The following is a 21,730-nucleotide window of genomic DNA, read 5'->3' as shown; positions in this document are numbered from 1 at the left end:
AACAAATTTCTTGACTGCCAACGACATTTCTCCTAGGTCCCGGAGTGGGCCACCTCTCCCCAACGAGAGGCGTGCTATCTGTAAGGATAGGAGAAAACATGACTACGCTTGTAAAGCCGGCCCAGCGCCCGGCTAACCCCAATTTTTCATCAGGTCCCTGTGCGAAACGTCCCGGATGGTCGCTTAATGCGCTTTCCGACGCAGCGCTTGGCCGCTCGCATCGCGCCAAGGTCGGCAAGGCCAAGCTCAAACAGGCCATCGACCTTACCCGTGAAATTCTGCAGGTCCCAGCCGATTATCGCATCGGCATCGTTCCCGCCTCCGATACCGGCGCCGTCGAAATGGCGCTCTGGTCCCTGCTTGGCGAGCGCGGCGTCGATATGGTCGCTTGGGAAAGTTTCGGCGCAGGATGGGTAGCGGACGTCGTCAAGCAGCTGAAACTCGCCGATGCCCGCACGATCGAAGCCGGATATGGTGAACTTCCTGACCTGTCGAAGATCGACTTCGACCGCGACGTCGTTTTCACCTGGAATGGCACAACATCTGGCGTACGCGTCCCCGACGGCGACTTCATCCCCGCTGACCGCAAGGGCCTGACCATTTGCGACGCGACCTCCGCCGCATTTGCGCAACGCCTCGACTTCGCCAAGCTCGACGTTGTGACATTCTCCTGGCAGAAAGTGCTCGGCGGCGAGGGCGCGCACGGCATGCTCATCTTGAGCCCACGCGCTGTCGAGCGGCTGTTGACCTACAAGCCCGCATGGCCGCTTCCTAAGATTTTCCGGCTCACTTCCGGCGGCAAGCTCATCGAAGGCATCTTTGCCGGCGAAACGATCAATACGCCATCTATGCTTTGCGTCGAGGATTACCTCGATGCGTTGAACTGGGCGAAATCGGTGGGCGGTCTCGATGGGCTGGTTGCACGCGCCGACAAGAACTTTGCTGCCATCGATGCTTTCGTCGAACGCTCGCCGTGGCTTGCCAATTTGGCGAAAGATCCGGCAACCCGGTCGAACACCTCCGTGTGCCTGACCATCGCCGATCCCGAGATAACGGCGCTCGAACCTGAGGCGCAGGCGAATTTTGCCAAGAACCTCGTTGCCGTTCTCGAAAAGGAGGCGGTGGCGTATGACATCGGTGCCTATCGCGACGCTCCGTCGGGTCTACGAATCTGGGCGGGCGCAACCGTCGAGACCGCGGATCTCGAGGCGTTGATGCTTTGGCTGGATTGGGCATTCGAGGCTCAGAAAGCCGAACTGAAGAAGGCCGCATAGGTCTCCAGGTTAAAGCCGGCCGCGCAATTGCGGCCGCTCTTCCAAATTCAATCCGATTTCAACGATGGAGGCCATGATGGCACCGCGCGTACTCGTATCCGATAAACTCTCCCCGACCGCCGTCCAGATCTTCAAGGATCATGGCGTCGAGGTCGATTACCTGCCGGATCTCGGCAAGGACAAGGACAAACTGCTTGAAGTGATTGGCCAGTATGATGGCCTTGCCATTCGCTCGGCAACAAAGGTCACCGAAAAGCTGATCGGCGCAGCAAAGAACCTCAAGGTCATTGGGCGCGCCGGTATCGGCGTCGACAATGTCGACATCCCGGCTGCGTCGCGTCGCGGCATCATTGTCATGAACACGCCCTTCGGCAATTCGATTACTACGGCGGAACATGCTGTCGCGCTGATGTTCGCCGTTGCCCGCGAACTGCCGGAGGCCGACGCCTCGACCCGCGCCGGCAAGTGGGAAAAGAACCGCTTCATGGGCGTTGAAATCACCGGTAAGACGCTTGGCATCATTGGTTGTGGCAATATCGGGTCGATCGTCGCCACGCGCGGCGTTGGCCTGAAAATGCATGTCATCGCCTTCGATCCGTTCCTCTCCGAGGGAAGGGCGGAGGAACTCGGTGTCGAGAAGGTCGAACTCGACGAACTTCTGACACGGGCCGATTTCATCAGTCTGCACACGCCGATGACCGACAAGACGCGTGGCATCATCAATGCGGAAGCCATCGCCAGGATGAAGGATGGTGTTCGCATCATCAACTGCGCCCGCGGTGGTCTCATTGTAGAGAAGGATCTCATTGCCGCCCTGAAGTCCGGCAAGGTCGCCGGTGCCGGGATCGATGTCTTCGAGGTCGAGCCGGCCACCGAGAATGAATTGTTCCAACTGCCGAACGTCGTATGCACCCCGCACCTTGGCGCGTCGACCAGCGAAGCGCAGGAAAACGTCGCGCTGCAGGTCGCCGAGCAAATGTCCGATTACCTGATCAGGGGCGCCGTTTCAAATGCCATCAACATGCCGTCGATCACCGCGGAAGAAGCGCCGCGCCTGAAGCCTTTCGTCAAGCTTGCCGAAGTACTCGGCGCTTTCGTTGGCCAGGTCACCGAAGAGCCAATCGAGGAAGTCGAAGTGCTGTTCGACGGTTCGACGGCGGCGATGAACACGCGTGCGCTGCTCAGCGCGACGCTCGCAGGTCTCATCCGGCCGCAGGTTGCGGATGTAAACATGGTTTCCGCGCCGATCATGGTAAAGGAACGCGGCATCATCGTTTCGGAAATCCGCCGCGATAAATCCGGCGTGTTCGATGGATATATCAAGCTCACGGTCAAGTCCGCCTCGATGACCCGTTCGATTGCCGGCACCTGCTTCTCTGATGGCAAGCCGCGCTTCATCCAGATCAAGGGCATCAACCTTGATGCGGAAGTCGGGCAGCACATGCTTTACACGACCAACAACGACACACCCGGCATGATCGGTCTCCTCGGCACGATCTGCGGCAACAACAACGTCAATATTGCTAACTTCGCGCTCGGACGCGATGCGCCGGGCGGTAACGCCATTGCCCTGCTCTATCTCGATGAGCGCATTCCGGATAATGTGCTTGAGGAACTCAGGGTCAACAAGGCTATCGTTTCAGCCAAACCGCTGGAATTCGATGTCGCTTGATTGTACGGATGTCGATCATGGCATCCGAACACAACGATCTTCAATGGCGTTTGATGGAAGCGGAGGATCTCGCTTCCATCATCGCCATGGCCGCCGTCATCCACCCGGACTTTCATGAGGACGAGAACGTCTTTCGCGAGCGCATGAAGCTCTATGGCAAGGGCTGTTTCGTACTCCAGGCTGCGAGCGGCGATCTCCACGGCTACGCGGTCACCCATCCCTGGCAATTTTGTAGTATGCCTGCACTCAATAGCCTGCTGGGCTCGCTGCCTGAGCGACCTTCCACCTATTACCTGCACGATATCGCGCTCATGCCCGAGGCAAGGGGCAGCGGCGCTGCCGGACGGATCGTTGCCATCGTGGCGGATCGGGCGGTGCAGGAAGGCCTTCCTACTATGTCGTTGGTTTCGGTGAACAATTCGGTCGGTTTCTGGGAAAAGCAAGGCTTCGAGAGCACGGATCTGCCAGAACTCGAGGCGAAGCTCAGAACCTATTCCGACGATGCGCGCTTCATGGTTCGCCCGCTTCGCTGAGCGCGGCATGTTTGCGTCCGCTCAATTCGGCGATCCAGATTCCGCCGAGCACAAGCACCAGCGCAACGGCATGATAGGGCCGGAATTCTTCGCCAAGCAATGCAACTGCCAAAAGCGTTCCAAAGATCGGCACCGCATTGATGAACAGGCCAGCGCGATTGGCGCCGATATATTCGACACCCTTGATGAAGAGCACCTGCGCGGCCAGCGATGGGAGGATCGCGGTATAAAGCACGACCATGGTGCCGGTCATATCAGGCGGCATTAGCGCGCCGCGCTGCCATTCCCAAAGCGTAAATGGGATCGCCGTCAGAAACGCGAAGAAAGTCATCACCGTCATCAGGCTCTGCCAGTTGATCGAGGGCCGAAAGCGCAATGCCACCGTGTAGCCGCTGTAGAGCAGCACGGCCAGGATCATGAGCGCGTCACCCAAATTCACCTCGAGCCGGGCAAGCTGGGCGAAGCTTCCATGGCCGGCGGTGAGCGCCACGCCTACAAGAGAAAGGCTGAAGCCGACGATCTGCCCGGCGCGGACAGGCGTCCCGAACAGGATGAGATTGGCGACAAATATGACCATCGGGATGCCCGCCTGCTCGATCGTGACATTGATCGCGGAGGTATAGTTGAGCGCGCTGTAAAGGGCCATATTGAAGAACGTGAACCCGAAAGCGCCCAGGGCAGCGAGTAACCGAAGATGTTTGCGTACGATCTTCCAATCGCGCCGCACGTGTTTTGAGCTGATTACGGCAATAATCAAAAAGGCGAGCAACCAGCGCAATAGCGTCAGCAGCATTGACGAGATATGACCCACGGCAAATTTGCCGGCCACAGCATTACCGCCCCAGAAAAGCGCCGTCAGCAGCAGAAAGATGTAGGCGGTGCGGTTCATGTTCTACAATCTATTCGAATTGGCCGCGAAACCACTCATGTGGATGCGTCGGCAAGGGCGTTTACTGCCACGATAAAGGCAAATTGGTTGCGTGATAGCCGAAAGAATTGTCGCGCTTTTATGAACCAGCCTGTATAGAAGCACCGCATTTGAAGAAAAATGCGCGACGAGGTTATGACTCGAGGAGTTTTGAATGGCAAATGTTGTTGTGATCGGTTCCCAGTGGGGTGATGAGGGCAAAGGAAAGATCGTTGATTGGCTTTCCGAAAGGGCAGATATCATCGTTCGCTTCCAGGGCGGTCACAACGCAGGTCATACGCTGGTCGTTGATGGAGTGACGTACAAGCTGTCACTTTTGCCTTCCGGTGTCGTGCGCCCCGGCAAGCTTTCGATCATCGGCAACGGCGTCGTTTTCGATCCACATGCCTTCATCGCCGAAAAGAAGAAACTTGAAGCGCAGGGCGTGGTCATTACGCCTGATACGCTCAAGATCGCTGAGAACACGACGCTTATCCTGTCGATCCATGGCGAACTCGACCGCGAGCGTGAGGCGGCAAATTCCGGCACCAAGATCGGCACTACTGGCCGTGGCATTGGACCAGCCTATGAGGACAAGGTCGGACGGCGTGCCATTCACGTTCTCGATCTCGCCGACCCGGACATGCTGCCCGCCAAAATCGAGCGCCTGCTCGCCCATCATAATCCGCTGCGCCGTGGTCTCGGAATCGCCGAGGTCGACCCGGCGAAGCTCCTGGCTGAGTTGAACGACGCCGCGCCTCACGTCCTGCCCTTCATGGACCGCATCTGGTACGTGCTCGACCAGAAGAAGCGAGCCGGCGAACGGATCCTTTTCGAGGGCGCGCAGGGCACGCTGCTCGACATCGACCATGGCACTTATCCGTTCGTTACCTCATCCAACACGGTTGCCGGTCAGGCTTCCGCGGGCTCGGGCATCGGCCCTGGCTCGCTGCACTACGTGCTCGGCATTACCAAGGCCTATACGACACGCGTCGGCGAGGGTCCTTTCCCGACCGAACAGCAGAACGAGGTGGGGCAATTCCTCGGCGAGCGCGGGCACGAGTTTGGCACCGTTACGGGACGCAAGCGTCGTTGCGGCTGGTTCGACGCGGTGTTGGTGCGTCAGGCAGTCGCCAATAATGGCATCAGCGGCATCGCGCTCACCAAGCTTGACGTTCTCGATGGTCTTGACGAGATCAAGGTTTGCACGGGTTACGAACTCGATGGCGAAATGATCGATTATCTTCCGGCAGGGCAGGGCCAGCAGGCCCGCGTCAAGCCCGTCTATGAGACACTCGAAGGCTGGAAGGGCACGACGGCCGGGGCGCGCAGCTGGAGCGAGCTTCCGGCACAAGCGATCAAGTACGTTCGCTATATTGAGGAATTGATCGGTGCACCTATCGCATTGCTATCAACCAGCCCCGAACGCGACGACACGATACTTGTTACCGATCCGTTTCATGACTAGACTCGGATTGTCCTAGAATCTCACAGCAAAACCATGGGTTTGGGTGAATGGCAGACTTCGTTGCAGTATTGAGGAAGACAATTGACGGGATCGCGGACCCCACGCCCGAGCTCCGTCAACGTGTTTATGCAAAAGCTCGCGCAACGATTGAGCAGAAGCTTGCGGCGCTGAACGCGCCGGAAGCCGCGGCGACGCGTCAGAGACAAGCGCTGGAAGATGCCATCGCGGAGGTTGAATCGGAGTTCACGCCGGCGGTCGAGGATGTTGCGCCTGCCGTGGAAGCAAAGACGCTCTCGCCACCCCCGCCGCCGGCATCGACACCGCCGCACTTTAAGTTTACGCCCATCGTCGAACCTGAACCTGAGCCGGAAGTAAAGGCGCCGGAGCCGCTTCCAGCGCCGCCCAAACCGCCCAAGCCTGCGCCGCCCAGCCTAACTCCAGGTTTCACGAGGATTGGTTCGCAGCCCGACGCGCTCGAAGATTTCCTGACGAGTCATGGCGCTGGCATCGACAAACGAGCCAATACACATGACGAGGATACCCCTGAAGAGGATGCATTTGCCAATTCCGCAACGACTTTCGCCGCAGACGGCAATACCAGTCGGGAACCCGAGGAAGATGATGAGCTGAAGGTCGCTTCTGAGGATCGCGAGACTGGCGATTACGGCGTTTATACGCGCGGCCCCTTGAAGGCACCGGCGCGGAAGAAATCGCTGGTACCGCTCCTTGCAATTCTCGGCCTTCTCCTTGTCATTGCCGGCGGCGGATATGCTGGCTGGGTCTACAAGGACAGGATTGCGGAACAGGCGGCAGTGGCCAAGACCTGGCTTGCTAATCTGACCAGCAACAAGCCCGAGCAGCCGGCGCCCGCCGAGACTGCCAACAATGCACCAGCCAAGCCGGCCGAGCCGGCAGCACCCACACCGGCACCGGCCCCCGCAGCCAATGCACCGGCTGCAGCGCCGGAAAGCACCGAGCCCAAACCCGAACCGAAGCTGACGCAGCGCCTCATGCCGGATGGACAGGAGGTCAATCCAGGACCGGCCAACGACAAGCCTTCGCTCGGCGAGGGCACGTCGGTTGCGGCTTCCACGCCGGATCAGGCGGCACAGCCGGGTTCACCACAGGGTCAGCAGCAGGCTGCGGGCCAAACGCAGCCGCCCGCCGCGTTGCCGATCGGACAGAAGGCCTTCTTCTATGAGGAACGCTCCGGTCAGGAAGCCGGAACCGCCGATGCGGGCGGCGTCGTCTGGTCGGTGGTACAGGAGTCCCCCGGCAACGATTTGCCGCCGGAACCTGCGATCAAGGCCGAGGTCACCATTCCTGATCGCGGCATTAACCTGCGCATGATCATTCGCCGCAATGGCGACAAGACATTGCCTGCAAGCCATCTCGTCGAGATGATTTTCACCGTTCCCCAAGGTTTCCCCGGCGGATCGATCGAGAACGTCTCGCGCATGACCTTCAAGGACACGGAACAGGCGCCGGGCAGCCCCCTCGTCGCAATCCCGGCGAAGATCGCCGACAACTTTTTCATCATCGCCATGAACGATGCGAAGACGGCGGTCGACACCAATATGGCTCTGATGGGCCGCCAGTCCTGGATCGATATTCCGATTGCCTACAAAACGGGGCGACGTGCCCTGCTGACGCTCGAGAAGGGCTTGCCGGGTGAAAAGGTATTCAATGACGTTCTCAAATCCTGGGCTGAAAAGGCCGGCGGGTGACGGCTCTTCAACAAGCGCAGACAATATGAAAAAGGCCGCTGAAGAGCGGCCTTTTCTATCCGGATCGGCTGGCGGCTAGCGGCTGTCGGAGCCCGTCGAAACGAGCGCCTTCTGCTGCTTGAGCGCTGCCGACTTTACGGCGTCCTGCACCTTTTCGAAGGCGCGGACCTCAATCTGGCGAACGCGCTCGCGGCTGATGCCAAACTCGGTCGACAGGTCTTCAAGCGTTATCGGGTCGTCGGCGAGACGGCGCGCCTGGAAGATACGGCGTTCGCGATCGTTGAGCGACGACATGGCGCCAGTCAGCATTTCGCGGCGGCTTTCCAGTTCGTCCTGCTCGATCAGCATTTCCTCGGCACTATCATGGTCGTCGACCAGCCAGTCCTGCCAGTCGCCACCGGCTTCGCCATCTGACGAGCGGATTGGCGCATTGAGCGAAGCGTCACCGGACAGGCGACGATTCATCGAAATGACCTCGTCTTCCGATACGCTGAGCCGCGTTGCGATTTCCTTGACCTGTTCAGGATTGAGATCGCCGTCGTCCAGCGCCTGAATCTTGCTCTTTACCTTGCGAAGGTTGAAGAACAGACGCTTCTGGTTGGCGGTCGTTCCCATCTTGACCAAGCTCCAGGAACGCAGAACATATTCCTGGATCGAGGCCTTGATCCACCACATGGCATAGGTGGCGAGACGAAAGCCCCGTTCGGGCTCGAACCGCTTCACGGCCTGCATCAGGCCGACATTGCCTTCGGATATGACCTCCCCGATCGGCAGGCCATAGCCGCGGTAACCCATCGCGATTTTGGCGACGAGGCGCAGATGGCTTGTAACAAGCTTATGTGCCGCTTTCGGATCTGAATGCTCCAGATACCGCTTGGCGAGCATGTACTCTTCTTGCGGTTCGAGCATAGGAAAGCGTCGGATTTCTTCAAGATAACGGGTCAGTCCACCATCCCCGCCAAGAATACTAGGAAGATTTTGGGCCACAGGGCACCCTCCTCATTTTGAAATCGACCCCCATTATCGGCGGGCCCGCAACATCCGATCACCCATAAATTGGCGCTGACGGATTCGTGCCATCAACATATAGGTAGCATTTTGTCAAAAACACGATCTATTAAGCAACGAAACAATCTGTCACATAAACGTGAACGATGGAGTCATGTTTGGTCGTCGTTGAGTAAAATGTGGCGGGGCGAAGAATGTTCCGCCCGCCGCAGGATTTAGCAGCATTAAAGACCAGTTGTGCGGAATGCGTCAAGCAACCCAGCCATATCGTCCGGAACCGGCGCTTCGAAATGCATGATCTCGCCGGTCGATGGATGCTCGAAAGCGAGCAGCCGCGCGTGGAGGGCCTGGCGCGAAAAACGCTTGACTATCCCCTGCAGAGGTTCGGCCAATTTGTTGGCCTTGGTCTTGTAGGCGCTGCCATAGTCGAGATCGCCGACGAGCGGATGGCCGATATGGGCCATGTGCACGCGGATCTGGTGCGTGCGCCCGGTTTCAAGACGGCACTCGATCAGCGCAGCAAGGGCTGTTGCGTCGTCCTTCGCGCCGAATTTTTCCTGGACGTCGAAATGGGTGACCGCGTGGCGCGCATCCTCGCGATCCTCATGGACAACGGCCTGCTTGGTGCGGTCGCGATGCGATCGCCCAAGCGGTGCATCGACGCTACCGCTTTTGCGGTCGGGCGTGCCCCAGACGATGGCGAGATAGGCTCGTTCCAGATCACCGGTACGCCCGTGGTCGGCAAACTGAGCGCTCAGATGCCGATGGGAGAGATCGTTTTTGGCGACGACAATGACGCCGCTCGTCTCCTTGTCCAATCGGTGAACGATGCCAGGCCGTTTAACCCCTCCTATACCGGATAATGTATCGCCGCAGTGGTGGATAAGTGCGTTGACCAGCGTTCCGCTCCAATTGCCGTTACCCGGATGGACGACCAGGCCGGCAGGCTTGTTGATGACAATGAGATCCTTATCTTCATAAAGGATATCGAGCGCGATTTCCTCACCTTTGGGCGTTGCATCTTCCGGTTCGGGAACGGCAATTGCGATGTTCGAACCCTCCCGCAGTTTGTGCTTGGCCTCCCGGATGACCTTGCCGTCAATACTGACCTGGCCCTCGCCGATGAGCGACTGGATTCGGTTTCGTGACAAATCCGGTGCCAATCGGGCGGAAAGCCAGGCGTCCAGCCGCTTGCCCACCGCCTCGCTATCGGTAATTAGCTCTTTCAAAGAACCCGTCCCTTCGTTACAGAGGCTTGGTTTCGAAACCTCGGAGATGCCTTAATGGCCCAAATCAACCAAGATCTCGACACGGAAGAGCAGCCGCTCGATCCGGCGCTGGAGCGGGTGCGCCGCAAGATGATCCGGCTTCTCGCTGTTTCCATTGGCATCATGGTTGTTGGTCTTATGGCTGTGCTGGCGGCGATTGTCTACAAGATTAACCAGCCTGTTCCAAAGGCTGTGGCGCCGGCTCGCCAGGAGATCCCGGGGCAGCCGCTTGACAAAGCCATGGCCGGCGAATCGATCACGCTTGATTCGGGCACACGCATCCTTTCACACAATCTGTCGAACAATATGCTCTCCCTCGAGACGCGCCTTGCCGACGGTACGCGGCAAATTCTGGTCTATGACGTAGCAACCAAGCGTGTGGTCGCGCGCATTGGCGAGGCGCCCACCCAATGAATTAAGTCGGGAACTCCTATCCCGATTGGAACGGCAACAAATCATCATTGCACTTTGGCGTCGGCTTGATTATACCGCCTGAAAGCAACTCGCTAAGCGCCCATCGTCTAGCGGTCAGGACGGCGCCCTCTCACGGCGCAAACAGGGGTTCGATTCCCCTTGGGCGTACCAAAAATTCCCGTTAAATATCAAAACTTTAGCCGGTTAACCCCCTTCCCGAGCTGGGACGGGGTTAAACGAAAAGGGTTAAACGGAACCGCGATTCACGCGACCTTATGCACCATCCCTACCAGACATACTCAGGGACGCGCGGGTACTCAGTCTTACACTCTGGGCACACACTGTCTCCACGACCCCCGGTTCTGCTGCTTCCCACCAGCCGGTAATATTTACCCAGATTCTGTTCGCAGCGCGGGCAAAATGGCTTTCCGCGCGGGTTACCGTCGGCCTTGGGCTCGTACTTGTAGCCACGCTCTTCGACTAGCGTCCCTTTATAGGCGAACGCAGACTTGAGTCTCTCGATTTCACTGTCCTTGTCCCGCAACTCATCGCGGGCGTCGGTCAATGTCATTTTGACATCAGCCAACTTGCCGTAGAGGTCGGCAGCATTGGCCTTCATTGCTGCGGTGTCGAAGCTGGTATCGATTTCCTTGATATCTTTCGCAATCCCAATCGCCTGACCGAGAATTGAAAGTGCTGCTGCTATGTCCATTCGGTTTCTCCCTCGCCTAAGCGAAAGAGTTACACTGAGCGCGGCATCTTCTCAACGGTTGCAAAAACAAAGCGCGCTATTGGGTCTCTGAATCTGGCTCCTAGTCCGCCCTTGCTGCAACCGATCGGCTTATCTCCGCTATCATACCTACCGCGACACCAAGCAGTATAAACAGTAAACCCTTGTCGATTGCCTCGCCTGTGGTGCCCGATCCGAGGTACCTTTGGGCCATAGCCTGATTGCCCCCGAATGCAATGACGAAGCCGAGCGACGCCCGAATGCCGCCAAGGATAACCAACAGCCACGCAATGATTCGCCCCAGCTTGGTGAAAAACATAGTGCCTCTCCATTTCGGTTTCCTTCGCAATGTCGCACTAACAAAAGCGCGAGTCACCCGCACCTCAGAATGATACGAGTGACTCGCTTCTTGCCGCCATGCCTGTCCAACCACGGCGGAAGACAAAAACGCAGCGGGTCGTCCGCCCACCCATGGCCATAGACAGAGCGAACGACCCGCGCCCGTTACGGAGCCAGTGCATATCCGGCACTGCCGGATAGGATTTCCCAAGCCCCACGTCGGTCTAGATAGGTACCGTTACGTAACGATACCTATGTACGAGCTAGGAGACAGGCACGGCTTCCGCCACAGAACCGCACCTGTCTCCGAAGACCGTCTGCCAAGATGGAAGGGGGGCGGCAGACGGTCCCGCGTGGTGAACTGAGAACACCACGCTAAAGCTGACCCGCAGCGTTCACACAGGTCAGCTGTCCATTGCCTCTTGCACGGCGCGCTCGCTTGCCTCTGCCCGCGCGATAATGTCGGCACTGCACAGGCTCAGCGTGTAGCTCAGCGTCAGGGTGCCGGCGCGCTGCGTATCTTCCAGGGCTTTCCGTAGCCGGTCGAGCCGCTCGATCTCTGGGCCGTACTTCTGCTTCTGCCACGCGCTACGGAGCATCTCATGCCGCGCCTTGGTAATACCTGAAAGCATGGGCGAGCCGATATCGCGCCGAGCGCTGGCTCGTCGCCATCGGCGAGGGCTTGGGCGATTGCCTTTTCGCGCTCTTCGTCGGTCATTCCAGCAAGGCGCTGCCGCACCTCACTCGCCAGAAAGTAGCCGGAGGCATCCTGTGGCCGGGAGGGCGCGCTGGTCTTCTCTTCCAGCATGTCGATTTCCCGCTTGCAGGATGCCAAGGCCGCGTCCATCTCGGCCAGTACCGGCTGCGTCATGCGGTGGGTCTTTTCCTTCACCTGTCGGTGGCGGGCGGCGACCGTCTGGAACTCGTTGGCGAAGATGGCGTTGGCTACCTTGCCCGCCCGTTCCGCAGCGAGCCGCGCCGAGCCGACAGCCACGCTCATCCGGGAGACAATAGGATCATAGATCGTCTCGCGGGTCTGTGGGTCTTTCGGATGGTAGCGGTCGATGAGCGCTTCGTTGATGCTCGGACTCGGCAAATTCGGCTGCGGTGGAGTCTGCGTTGCTCCCCGGCTGACCGGTCCAGTGTCGTTCTCATTCACGACGACACCGTTGTGCTCGTGCCGGTCCTTCATTGTTTGGTTGACTGCCATTTCATTCCCCTTCCTAAAGTCCAAGAACCGGTTCCGGGTCTTGGACTATTCTTCTAATCCTGCGGCCCTGTGTGCTTCCTTCCAAGTCTCGTACTGCACGCCGTCGATCCCGGAGATACCCGGATTGCGCTGCCAGACCCGCGCCTTGTTCTCGTCGCGGAAGACGACCTTGCCGGTCATATCGATCGAAAATGCGTGAGCGCCCCGACGAGCGGCGTCCAGCGCGCCGAGTAACGCTCCGGCGGCGGCGTTGGCTAAGTCGTCGTGACCTCCGGGTGGATGGTCCACCAGATCGCGCCCGACGCGGGTTGTGCGCCGTTCGAGCGATATGAGCTGGTTCTCCAGTCTGGGCAAATCCAGTAGACGGATTCGCTGGCTGTTAATCGACGGTACGAGGTTCAGATAAAGATCGGACCGTGTGTTCTCGGCCACTTCGTATGTCACGCCAAAATGCTTGAAGCGCTCGCGCGGCCACTCGCCCGCATAACGGTCGCCTGTAACCTTGCTCAGGCCGTAGGATTTGATCACCTTGCAGAACTGCTCGACAACGTTCTCTGGCGAGAACGGCGGCGCAACCTCACGGACGCAATCGAGGACAACGGTCCAGTTGTCGTCCTCGTCTTCCTTGATACGGTTTGTGCCGCGCTGGCCGCCGAGCACCATTGCGGTCTTATTCGATAGCTCACGATGCGCAATTCCAAGAGTCATGCTATCGCTGCTGCCCCCGGATGGGTCGACGAAGGCGAAGTAGCGGTGGCCTCTGGCCGGAAGCAACTCGCGGGCACCGGGGACGACGCAAGCTCTTACCGCTTCTCTGGTGAGTAGGGCTTCAAGGTCGGCGCGGAACTCTGCAAGATACTCGGCGCGGGCGCTGGCCGGATCGCGCTCCATAGCCTCGTCAATCAGCCGTTGCGGAACCGTCGGGTTCATCTCTCGGGTTGTCGCTTTCCAGACCAGCGGCGACGTATCAAAACCCGTTTCCGGGTTTTGATTTTCTGACGGCCAGTAGCGGCGATACGCATCCCACAGCGCGCCTCTGCGTGCGTAAGGTGAGGAAGCGCAGAGCAGGAGCGCGCCGGGGATGGTCGCCATACCGGGGCGGATAGCGTCGAGAATGGCATAGTCAGGGTCGGCGGCGTCGTCTGCCGAGTTCCAAAAAGCTATTTCGTCAGCTAAAACAGCGGCATACGTGTAGCCACGTGTCGAGCGCTGGCTGGCGGTGGTCACTTCGATGGTCACGCGGCCTGTCAGGTCGAACGACTCCGCGGTTTCTTTCTGAATTGTTTTACTCAGAATAGGTATCTGAGTAAGCAATGCCCGGACGTAACGCATGATGACGCGGGCTTGCTTACGGTCGGCGGCTATGACGGCAATGGTCGCGCGTTCGCCTTGCTGGAGGTACTGGCGGTAATCGCGGAAGGTGGCGAGGTACGTGGCGATAAGAGCCATATGGAAACTCTTACCGCCACGCCGCCCGACAACCAGCCAGGCCTCGCTAGAGTGGGTGGTTGGTGGGTCTTGTCTACCGGTATGTTGCCGGTAGAGACTGAGCTGCTCTTCGTCCATTTCCAAGCCAAACAGCGCGGCCAAGAAGGCGCGCCATGCGGCCCACGTCTTCTTATCTCTAAACCACTTGGCGAATAGGTTCTCGTCGTCGCAGGCTTTGAGGATGTCGAAGGCGGGGGCGGTCATGCCGGTGCCCACTTCAAGAGATCGTCCACCGGCACGGCTGGATAGTAATGCGGCATTGCCACAAATCCCGCGACAGGCATCTTTGAGGCGGAGTAAGGCGGAAGCCGGAGTATGGACATCAGCGCATAGGTATCTGTTGGCTCATCGTAGCCGACCACCGTGCAGGTCTGAGCGTAGCAATAGACGGTGGTGCCAACGGGGATGCTCATTCGGCGGCCTCGCGGTGCATGTATTCTTCCAGCGTGGGGACAATCGTCTTCGGTCGCCTTCTTTCCAACCCGGTCATGTTCAGCAACTGGTGGAAAGTCTTCGCCAGCCGTGTATACATCTCGATCTTCATAGCCGAGGGATCAGGATCGGTAGCGAGATAAGCCTCGATCCTCCGCATCTCGATCTCGAGCACGCCGACCTTTCTGATGACAGCCTTCTCAGCTGTAGTACACACCTCGTCCCCGCCGAGGTCGGCCAGATATTGCTCGGTTATCTCAGCGAGATGTTGCGCCCACCATGATGTTGGGTCGATGAACATCGCCCGGATCGCCGGGGAGAGTGTATGGCCAATGGGTGGTTCGCCTCCGGCGTGAGGTAATGACTTCAGGCTGGGTTGCACTGGTGTAGTGCCGGTGGTGCTGTCGTCGCACTCTAGGATGATGTACCCATGACCAACATCGTAGCGGATGTTGCTCAGGGCTTCGCTGCGATTACCAACGGCAAGGACGAATTCATCAACGGTTTGGGCGTCACGGTAGAGGGAGAAGATTTCGTGGGCGCGGGTTCCGGGGCGCTTGGGATTGGATGGGTGAACTTGTCGTATGTTATCAGCTCCAAATAGGTCACCCTTTAACTGCGAATCCCAGACATGTCGGCCCCGTTTCTTCTTTAGCTCTGGAAGCTCGCGGACAGTCACTTTTAACCCTTTATGTTAACCCCGGCTCCCAACTATACCGCGCTTCCACGTGTTAAGGTACTGTTATTTATATGCTTTTCGCTTTAACCGGGGAGATGGGACCGCGCCTACACTAGGCGCTAACGGAGGTTACGGAGCAAAACCGGGGTTATATTTCCAACCTCCGTATTTTCTAAACTATTGTAATACCTATTTAAATTCGTCATAAACACGCTCGCATACGGAGGTACGGAGGTACGGAGGTTACGCTCGTACGCGCGTACGTACGTGGAGGCGCGCGCAGTACCTCCGTAAACCTCCGTTTAACATAGTAACCTCCCCCCGGTTCAAGCGGCCCGGTATACCCCGGTTAAACCGCCGCTTGCCAGCCGCTAACAGGCCGCTGCGGACCGTTACAAGCGCCCCCCAGCGCGCCCAAGAACGCGGGACTGGCCCCTCTTACGGCCCAAACAGGAGTTCGTACCACACTCCTCCATCATTACCATTACACGCGAACCTCGTCGTAGTCCTGCTGCTCCGGTTCGCCCGTGGACAGTGCGAGATAGGCGAGACAACAGTAAAACGCGAGCACGCCTGCTATCACCAGCCAGCCGGGGAGTGGCCCAAAGCCTGCATTGGTGACAATCTCGCGCAATGAGCCAGCGACGTCGTGGACGGCGCCGTCATTCTGCAACTTCGGCGTCGAGATCTTGAGAATCCAGGCCAGAAGCAGGATGAGGAACATCCAAATGTAGTTGCGCCGCAGCCGGCGCGACATCGCTGCCCGGGTCGAGATGAGAAATTTCGGCTTGCGCAGATCCTGACCGAGTAGGCGAGCCCAGTTACCATCCTGCTGCTCGGGAAACGGCGCAAGAATTTGCGCGAAATAGTTCTTCTCCATCCGCCTTACCCTGCCGCGATAAACGTCGAAGAACCGGTATCGTCGCGCCTCGATCAGGAGCAGGAGTTGCACGAGTACCATCGCGAACAGCAGGACGCCGTGATGGGCTGTTGGCGTTGAAAGGGAGAGCGAAAGCATTGCCGCGACGCCGGTGATGGCCCAATTGGTCGTTCGGTCGATGCGGTCGCGCCAGCCCGCCATGCGTCCCATCTCGGCGCGATGATAATGTACCAGCGCAGTGATGTATTCAGCTGAAGTTGCAGGCAGCGGCGGTGTCGGCCATCGCGTTCCGTTGCCGGCCACGGGGTCTTGAAGCTCGTCCATATCAGCCTCCCAACCGATATCCTCCGCCACACGACCAGATTATATGAAACGGACGGAATCCGCTGGAGAAATCGTCGCTGAAGAGGCGATTCTCAATCCGAAAGATACTCCAACATGCCATGTGCAGCAGCGCGCCCGGTCGCGAAACACGCCGTTAATAGATATCCGCCGGTTGGTGCTTCCCAATCAAGCATTTCGCCAGCGACAAAGACGCCCCGGATCGATTTCAGCATGTAGTTTGCGTCTATTCCTTCCCACTCAATGCCGCCGGCCGACGAGATGGCTTCAGCGATGGGACGTGGCCCGACGAGGCGAAGTGGCAGGTTCTTGATGCGTATCGCGAGACGCTGCGGGTCGCTCAAATCGGTTGGAGGGACGTTCGCCCGCACGAGGGCCGCTTTCACGCCTTCAATGCCGGCGCCCTTGCGAAGCCGGTTGGTAAAACTCGCTTTTGCATCCTGCCGCGCAAGGTCGCGGGCAAGGCGCTCCTCGCCGCGGCCCGGCACAAGGTCAAGCAGGAGTTCTGCGTGTCCTTCATCCTCGAGCCGATCACGCAAGGCAGCAGCGTGGGCGTAGACGAGGCTTCCTTCGATGCCACTCGCTGTTATTACAAATTCGCCTGGCAATGTGCCTGCGTCCGATGTCACCGTCACCGATTTTACCGGGACGCCGGCGAAGCGATCGCGAAAGCCGTCGTCCCAAGCGACATCGAAGCCGCAGTTTGCCGCACGGAAAGTTGCTATTGGCACGTCTTTCGCGGCAAGCAAGGGCTGCCAGCGTCCGTCGGAACCGAGCTTCGGCCAGCTCGCGCCGCCGAGCGCCAGCAGTGCCGCATCGCTATGAATGGTCGTCGAGCCCTCGGGCGTTTCGAATGCGTAGCCGCCCTCGGCAAAACCTGTCCAGCGGTGACGTGGTTTGAGCTTTACCCCTCTTTCCTGCAGTCGGGCGAGCCAGGCGCGCAGCAACGGAGACGCCTTCATGACCATTGGAAAGACGCGCCCCGACGAACCGATGAATGTTTCCGTACCGAGTTCGGCCGCCCACTGGCGGATATCGTTGGGTGTGAAGCCATCGAGAGCCAGACGTAGCCGCTCGGACGCAGCGCCGAAGCGACCGGCAAATCGTTCATAATCCTCTGAATGGGTGATGTTAAGCCCGGATTTCCCGGCGAGGAGAAATTTGCGGCCGAAGGTCGGCATGCTGTCATATATGGTCACGGCGTAAGTGCCAGACGCGGACAATACATCTGCTGCCATCAGTCCGGCCGGCCCGCCGCCGATGATCGCGACGGCTTTTCGATTTGTCGGTTCGTTCGACATTCGGATCCTTCAACGCGGCCGCATCAGCGCCAGTGGTATGTTGGGGGCAAGCAATCACCCACACCATGTTGACTCCCAAGGGTTCCCCGTACATTAGTCGTACAACGGATGTCCAATACAAGGCCGGCAATCAGCCTCATCAATCAGGTGGTTCCACGCCCGAGTGAGCAATACGAAACCATTAATGTCTTCCATTTCCCAGCCAAATGAACGCAAGACGATGTTCATCGTCGGTAACGGTCCGATCAAGGACAATCTTTCCGAGGAAGTCGATCGTTCGGACCTCGTCGTCCGCTTCAACGAGCCTAAATCGTCCAAGGGAATGTCAGGGGTCAAGACCGATATTCTGTTCGTATGCAATTCTGGCAAGCCGATGCAGCGCCGATTGACGGATCCGAGCTATTTCGCCTCCCCCATCGTGCAGGCGCATCCGAGGTCATATTTGCATACCACCCCCAGATAATCGCCGAATATTTCCGCCAGCCGCATCTGCTTTCACGACTCAAGGGCCGGCGGGGTGATTGGACTTTGCAGGCCATCGATGCCTTTGGTGCGGCTGGCAAATCGGTCCTTGTCCTGCCACCCCGGTTCTATAAAGACGGCTGCGCCGTTCTCGGCATTCCCGAAAATGCCCGTCGGGAGGTCTTTCCCAGTACCAGCTATTTCGGCCTTACCTACATCCTTCAACACTTTGACCCGAAGCAATGGAAGATCGTCCTTTGCGGTTTCAGTTGGGAAGGTTGGCGCCGTCACTCCTGGGGTGATGAGCGCAAATGGGTCATGGACAAAGTTGAACAGAACATCCTCAACGTCATCGTATGAACCTGAAAGTGAGGTCTTATGAACAACGATCTTGATATCTACGTCGGCTGGGATTCGCGCGAACCCATCGCCTATGAGGTTGCAAAGAGCACCATCCTCAAACATGCGAGCATTCCGGTCCGGGTGATTCCGATCAAGCTTGACGCGCTCGTCGCGAAAGGCGCCTACACGCGTGATATCGACCCGCTCGCATCAACCGAGTTCACCTATTCGCGCTTCTTCACGCCATGGCTTGCCGGCTATAAGGGTTGGGCCCTGTTCTGTGATTGCGATTTCCTGTTTTTCTCCGATGTTGCGAAGCTCTTGGATTATCGCGACGAATCGAAGGCGGTCATCTGTGTCAAACACGATTACACGCCGAAGGAAGGCACGAAAATGGATGGCAAGGTGCAAACCAGCTATCCGCGCAAGAATTGGTCTTCCTTCATGTTTTTCAACTGTGCCCATCCTTCAACGCGCAAGCTGACACCGGAATTGATCAATCGCGAATCGGGTGCCTATCTGCACCGCATGCAGTGGGCGCAGGACGATGAGATCGGTGAGGTGCCGGTCGAGTGGAACTGGCTCGAAGGCTGGAATGGGAAGCCTGAGAGTGGCTATCCCAACGCCGTACACTTCACCAATGGAGGTCCTTGGTTCAAGGATTGGCAGAACGTCGATTATGCGGACGAGTGGCGCGCCGCGGCTGACGCAGTCGATCCGAACTGGAAGGTAATTTAACCACGGAATGAGCCCTCAGAAGCTATTGATCACGATGCGCGCTTCTTTTTGACCTCGGCCATGCGCGGCTTCGTTTCAAGACCGCTCTTGTAAAGATTGTTGCGGTCGAGGTTCTTCACATCCCGCTCGCCGCAAAGCGCCATCGTGATGTCGAGCTCCTTGCGTATGATCTCCAGCGCTTCGGTGACGCCCTTCTTGCCGCCGGCACCGAGGCCATAAAGGAAGGCGCGGCCGATGAAGGTGCCCTTGGCGCCGATGGCCAGCGCCTTCAACACATCCTGGCCGGATCGTATGCCGCCATCGAAAAGGACCTCGATCTTGTCGCCAACGGCATCGACGATCTCGGCAAGCACCGAGATCGAAGAGGGCGCCCCGTCGAGCTGGCGTCCACCATGGTTGGAGACAATGATGGCGTCTGCGCCGGTCGATACGGCCATCTTCGCATCCTCGGCGTCGAGAATGCCCTTGATGATCAACTTACCGCCCCAACGCTCCTTGATCCAGGCGACGTCGTTCCAGGAAAGGCGTGGGTCGAACTGTTCCGCTGTCCATACGGAAAGTGAGGAAAGATCACCGACGCCCTTGGCGTGGCCAACGATGTTGCCGAAGGTGCGGCGCTGCGTCTTCAGCATGCCGAGGCACCATTGGGGCCGCGTCGCCATCTGCCAGATGTGTTTCGGCGTGAACTTCGGCGGTGCCGACAGGCCGTTGCGAATATCCTTGTGGCGCTGGCCGAGAATCTGCAGATCGAGCGTCAGCACCAGTGCGGAGCATTTCGCAGCCCTGGCGCGATCTATCAGGTTGTAGATGAAATCCCGGTCGCGCATGACATAGAGCTGGAACCAGAACGGTTTCGTCGTCGCCGACGCCACGTCCTCGATCGAGCAGATACTCATGGTCGAGAGGGTGAACGGGACGCCAAATTCTTCAGCCGCCTGGGCGGCCAGAATCTCGCCATCGGCATGCTGCATTCCGGTAAGGCCGGTGGGGGCGAGCGCTACCGGCATCGAGACCTTCTGGCCTATCATCGTGCTTTCGAGCGTGCGATCCGTCATGTCGACAGCGACGCGCTGGCGCAGTTGAATCTTGCGAAAATCCTCTTCATTGGCCCGGTAAGTGCTTTCCGTCCATGCGCCCGAATCGGCGTAGTCGAAGAACATCTTCGGTACGCGCCGTTTTGCAATTCGCTTTAGATCATCGATTTCAACTGACTTTGACATGTTTCCGTCCCGAGGCCTTGGTCGCTTCTTTTCATACTAATGGATGCGGTGGCTCAAGTACCAGAACCAAATTACCGCGTCCGGTGTTTTAATCATATACGGGTGTATACTTCACTGATAAATTCCTTAGCAAGGATTTGTGTTCTGGACTGCAGTTTCGCTATGGTCGAGAAAACGTACCATTGCACGAACAGGATGTGACTAATGCAAAAGCACCCGCTTCTCGTACTCGGGCCACTCATGCCGTACCTGCTTGAAGAACTGGAAAAGCGCTATGCCGTCGAAAAGCTCTATGAGGAAAAGGATGCATTAGGCTTCCTCGAGAAGAATGCGGGGCGGTTTCGTGCGGCGGTGACGAGTACATTCACCGGGCTGAAGGCGGACATGATCGATCTTCTACCGGCCGTTGAGATCGTTTCCTCGTTCGGGGTCGGGACCGACTCGCTTGACGTCGCCTACGCGGAAACAAAGGGTATCAAGGTCGCGAACACGCCGGACGTGCTCAACGAGGACACCGCCAATATGGCGATCGTGCTCCTCCTTGCCGCAACACGCGATCTTGTTGCCAATGACCGATTCGTGCGTGAGGGTCGCTGGGCGAAAGGCGAGAACGCCCCATTGGCGCATGGTATCGAAGGCAAGAAAGTCGGTCTGGTCGGGCTCGGCCGTATCGGCAGCGTCATTGCCCGCAAGCTCGTCGCCTTCGGCTGCGATGTCGTCTATCACACCCGTAACAGGAAGCCCGACGCGCCCTACACCCACTATGACGATCTTGTCACCATGGCGCGCGACTGTGCGGCGATTATTGCGATATTACCTGGAGGCGATGCAACGCAGGGCGTCATTTCGCGTGAGGTTCTGCAGGCGCTTGGGCCCAAGGGAACGTTCGTCAATATTGCCCGTGGCACTGTGGTCGATGAGACGGCGCTGGTGGAGCTACTACAGTCAGGGGAGTTGGGCCGCGCCGGGCTCGATGTATTCGTCGACGAGCCGAACGTGCCCGAGCCGCTTTTCAAACTCGACAATGTGGTGCTGCAGCCGCACATGGGAAGTGCGACGGTGGAAACCCGGAAGGCGATGGCCGATCGGGTCGTTTCCAATCTCGATAATTATTTCACGGCTAACTAGTTACAGCCTGCCCTCAATTAGCCGGCTGCTATGCTCGCAGCCGGCGCCGGGAGACCTAGCCGAACACCACGGTTTTGTGGCCGTTGAGCATGACGCGGGATTCAAGGTGCTTCTTGACCGCCCGGGCAAGCACCCGGCTTTCGATATCGCGGCCGGTGGCGACGAAGT

22 protein-coding genes, 1 tRNA gene and 1 pseudogene are annotated in these 21,730 nt (G+C 58.3%); 11 read left to right on the top strand and 13 right to left on the bottom strand.

All coding sequences use genetic code 11. The features are described from left to right. Positions 1-98 precede the first annotated feature (98 nt). The 3 genes from AAAB35_RS24950 to AAAB35_RS24940 all read left to right on the top strand — a co-directional run bounded on the left by AAAB35_RS24950 (position 99) and on the right by AAAB35_RS24940 (position 3,479). Positions 99-1,274 carry a phosphoserine transaminase gene (locus AAAB35_RS24950; protein WP_340670996.1) on the top strand — a complete coding sequence of 392 codons (1,176 nt, stop codon included), beginning with the start codon at positions 99-101 and terminating at the stop codon, positions 1,272-1,274. A 76-nt stretch (positions 1,275-1,350) separates the two neighbouring features. After that, positions 1,351-2,946 (top strand): phosphoglycerate dehydrogenase, encoded by a 1,596-nt coding sequence (serA, locus tag AAAB35_RS24945; protein ID WP_340670997.1) that lies wholly within the window; start codon positions 1,351-1,353, stop codon positions 2,944-2,946. Between the two features lie 17 nt (positions 2,947-2,963). Continuing rightward, a complete protein-coding gene (locus tag AAAB35_RS24940; RefSeq protein ID WP_340670995.1) occupies positions 2,964-3,479 on the top strand; it encodes a GNAT family N-acetyltransferase in 516 nt (171 codons plus the stop codon). Here AAAB35_RS24940 and AAAB35_RS24935 read toward each other — a convergent pair. Then, positions 3,457-4,368, bottom strand: a complete 912-nt coding sequence (locus AAAB35_RS24935; RefSeq protein WP_340670994.1) for a DMT family transporter — start codon at positions 4,366-4,368, stop codon at positions 3,457-3,459. The genes AAAB35_RS24940 and AAAB35_RS24935 overlap by 23 nt on opposite strands. 193 nt (positions 4,369-4,561) lie before the next feature. Between AAAB35_RS24935 and AAAB35_RS24930 the strand changes: the two genes are divergently transcribed. Continuing rightward, positions 4,562-5,854 carry an adenylosuccinate synthase gene (locus tag AAAB35_RS24930; protein WP_340670993.1) on the top strand — a complete coding sequence of 431 codons (1,293 nt, stop codon included), beginning with the start codon at positions 4,562-4,564 and terminating at the stop codon, positions 5,852-5,854. A gap of 47 nt (positions 5,855-5,901) precedes the next feature. After that, entirely contained in the window at positions 5,902-7,581 is a 1,680-nt protein-coding gene (locus AAAB35_RS24925; protein ID WP_340670992.1) for a transcriptional regulator, read from the top strand. Positions 7,582-7,656: 75 nt separating this feature from the next. Here AAAB35_RS24925 and rpoH read toward each other — a convergent pair whose 3' ends face one another. Both rpoH and AAAB35_RS24915 read right to left on the bottom strand, forming a co-directional pair. Further along, positions 7,657-8,568: an RNA polymerase sigma factor RpoH gene (rpoH, locus tag AAAB35_RS24920; RefSeq protein WP_340670991.1), complete on the bottom strand. Its 912-nt coding sequence runs from the start codon at positions 8,566-8,568 to the stop codon at positions 7,657-7,659. 245 nt (positions 8,569-8,813) lie between these two features. Beyond that, positions 8,814-9,818 carry an RluA family pseudouridine synthase gene (locus tag AAAB35_RS24915; protein WP_340670990.1) on the bottom strand — a complete coding sequence of 335 codons (1,005 nt, stop codon included), beginning with the start codon at positions 9,816-9,818 and terminating at the stop codon, positions 8,814-8,816. Positions 9,819-9,872: 54 nt separating this feature from the next. Here AAAB35_RS24915 and AAAB35_RS24910 point away from each other — a divergent pair, with 54 nt between their 5' ends. Both AAAB35_RS24910 and AAAB35_RS24905 read left to right on the top strand, forming a co-directional pair. Continuing rightward, positions 9,873-10,271, top strand: coding sequence for a fimbrial protein (locus tag AAAB35_RS24910; protein WP_340670989.1), 399 nt, complete (start codon positions 9,873-9,875; stop codon positions 10,269-10,271). A gap of 96 nt (positions 10,272-10,367) precedes the next feature. Beyond that, positions 10,368-10,442: transfer RNA gene (locus AAAB35_RS24905), tRNA-Glu, on the top strand. Positions 10,443-10,557: 115 nt separating this feature from the next. Here AAAB35_RS24905 and AAAB35_RS24900 read toward each other — a convergent pair. The 8 genes from AAAB35_RS24900 to AAAB35_RS24865 form a co-directional block, all read right to left on the bottom strand. Next, positions 10,558-10,983, bottom strand: coding sequence for a hypothetical protein (locus tag AAAB35_RS24900; RefSeq protein WP_340670988.1), 426 nt, complete (start codon positions 10,981-10,983; stop codon positions 10,558-10,560). A 100-nt stretch (positions 10,984-11,083) separates the two neighbouring features. Then, positions 11,084-11,320: a hypothetical protein gene (locus AAAB35_RS24895; RefSeq protein ID WP_340670987.1), complete on the bottom strand. Its 237-nt coding sequence runs from the start codon at positions 11,318-11,320 to the stop codon at positions 11,084-11,086. Between the two features lie 516 nt (positions 11,321-11,836). Beyond that, positions 11,837-12,550: a hypothetical protein gene (locus AAAB35_RS24890; RefSeq protein ID WP_340670986.1), complete on the bottom strand. Its 714-nt coding sequence runs from the start codon at positions 12,548-12,550 to the stop codon at positions 11,837-11,839. A 45-nt stretch (positions 12,551-12,595) separates the two neighbouring features. Further along, on the bottom strand, positions 12,596-14,242 hold the full coding sequence (locus AAAB35_RS24885) for a hypothetical protein (RefSeq protein ID WP_340670985.1): 1,647 nt from the start codon (positions 14,240-14,242) through the stop codon (positions 12,596-12,598). Beyond that, complete coding sequence (locus AAAB35_RS24880) at positions 14,239-14,451, bottom strand: hypothetical protein (RefSeq protein WP_340670984.1); 213 nt, start codon at positions 14,449-14,451, stop codon at positions 14,239-14,241. The genes AAAB35_RS24885 and AAAB35_RS24880 overlap by 4 nt, the downstream gene beginning before the upstream one ends. Beyond that, positions 14,448-15,149: a hypothetical protein gene (locus tag AAAB35_RS24875; protein WP_340670983.1), complete on the bottom strand. Its 702-nt coding sequence runs from the start codon at positions 15,147-15,149 to the stop codon at positions 14,448-14,450. Before AAAB35_RS24875 ends, AAAB35_RS24880 begins: the two co-directional genes overlap by 4 nt. Before the next feature lie 484 nt (positions 15,150-15,633). Further along, positions 15,634-16,353 carry a DUF2270 domain-containing protein gene (locus AAAB35_RS24870; RefSeq protein ID WP_340670982.1) on the bottom strand — a complete coding sequence of 240 codons (720 nt, stop codon included), beginning with the start codon at positions 16,351-16,353 and terminating at the stop codon, positions 15,634-15,636. A gap of 92 nt (positions 16,354-16,445) precedes the next feature. Beyond that, positions 16,446-17,672 (bottom strand): TIGR03862 family flavoprotein, encoded by a 1,227-nt coding sequence (locus AAAB35_RS24865; RefSeq protein ID WP_340670981.1) that lies wholly within the window; start codon positions 17,670-17,672, stop codon positions 16,446-16,448. 184 nt (positions 17,673-17,856) lie between these two features. Between AAAB35_RS24865 and AAAB35_RS24860 the strand changes: the two genes are divergently transcribed. The 3 genes from AAAB35_RS24860 to AAAB35_RS24850 all read left to right on the top strand — a co-directional run bounded on the left by AAAB35_RS24860 (position 17,857) and on the right by AAAB35_RS24850 (position 19,214). After that, complete coding sequence (locus tag AAAB35_RS24860) at positions 17,857-18,135, top strand: hypothetical protein (protein WP_340670980.1); 279 nt, start codon at positions 17,857-17,859, stop codon at positions 18,133-18,135. A 65-nt stretch (positions 18,136-18,200) separates the two neighbouring features. Beyond that, a complete protein-coding gene (locus tag AAAB35_RS24855) occupies positions 18,201-18,494 on the top strand; it encodes a hypothetical protein (RefSeq protein WP_340670979.1) in 294 nt (97 codons plus the stop codon). 18 nt (positions 18,495-18,512) lie between these two features. Continuing rightward, on the top strand, positions 18,513-19,214 hold the full coding sequence (locus AAAB35_RS24850) for a glycosyltransferase (protein WP_340670978.1): 702 nt from the start codon (positions 18,513-18,515) through the stop codon (positions 19,212-19,214). A gap of 29 nt (positions 19,215-19,243) precedes the next feature. On the opposite strand, the gene AAAB35_RS24845 is transcribed toward AAAB35_RS24850, so the two are convergent. Further along, a complete protein-coding gene (locus tag AAAB35_RS24845; RefSeq protein WP_340670977.1) occupies positions 19,244-20,434 on the bottom strand; it encodes an alpha-hydroxy acid oxidase in 1,191 nt (396 codons plus the stop codon). Positions 20,435-20,638: 204 nt separating this feature from the next. Here AAAB35_RS24845 and AAAB35_RS24840 point away from each other — a divergent pair, with 204 nt between their 5' ends. Then, positions 20,639-21,562, top strand: a complete 924-nt coding sequence (locus AAAB35_RS24840) for a 2-hydroxyacid dehydrogenase (RefSeq protein ID WP_340670975.1) — start codon at positions 20,639-20,641, stop codon at positions 21,560-21,562. Between the two features lie 55 nt (positions 21,563-21,617). Here AAAB35_RS24840 and AAAB35_RS24835 read toward each other — a convergent pair. Further along, a pseudogene (locus AAAB35_RS24835) lies at positions 21,618-21,730 on the bottom strand (formyltetrahydrofolate deformylase); the annotation flags it as partial.

This window comes from Phyllobacterium sp. (genome assembly GCF_037994425.1).
In the GTDB taxonomy this organism is placed as follows: Bacteria; Pseudomonadota; Alphaproteobacteria; order Rhizobiales; family Rhizobiaceae; genus Phyllobacterium.
This window is presented reverse-complemented; position numbering and strand designations above follow the sequence as displayed.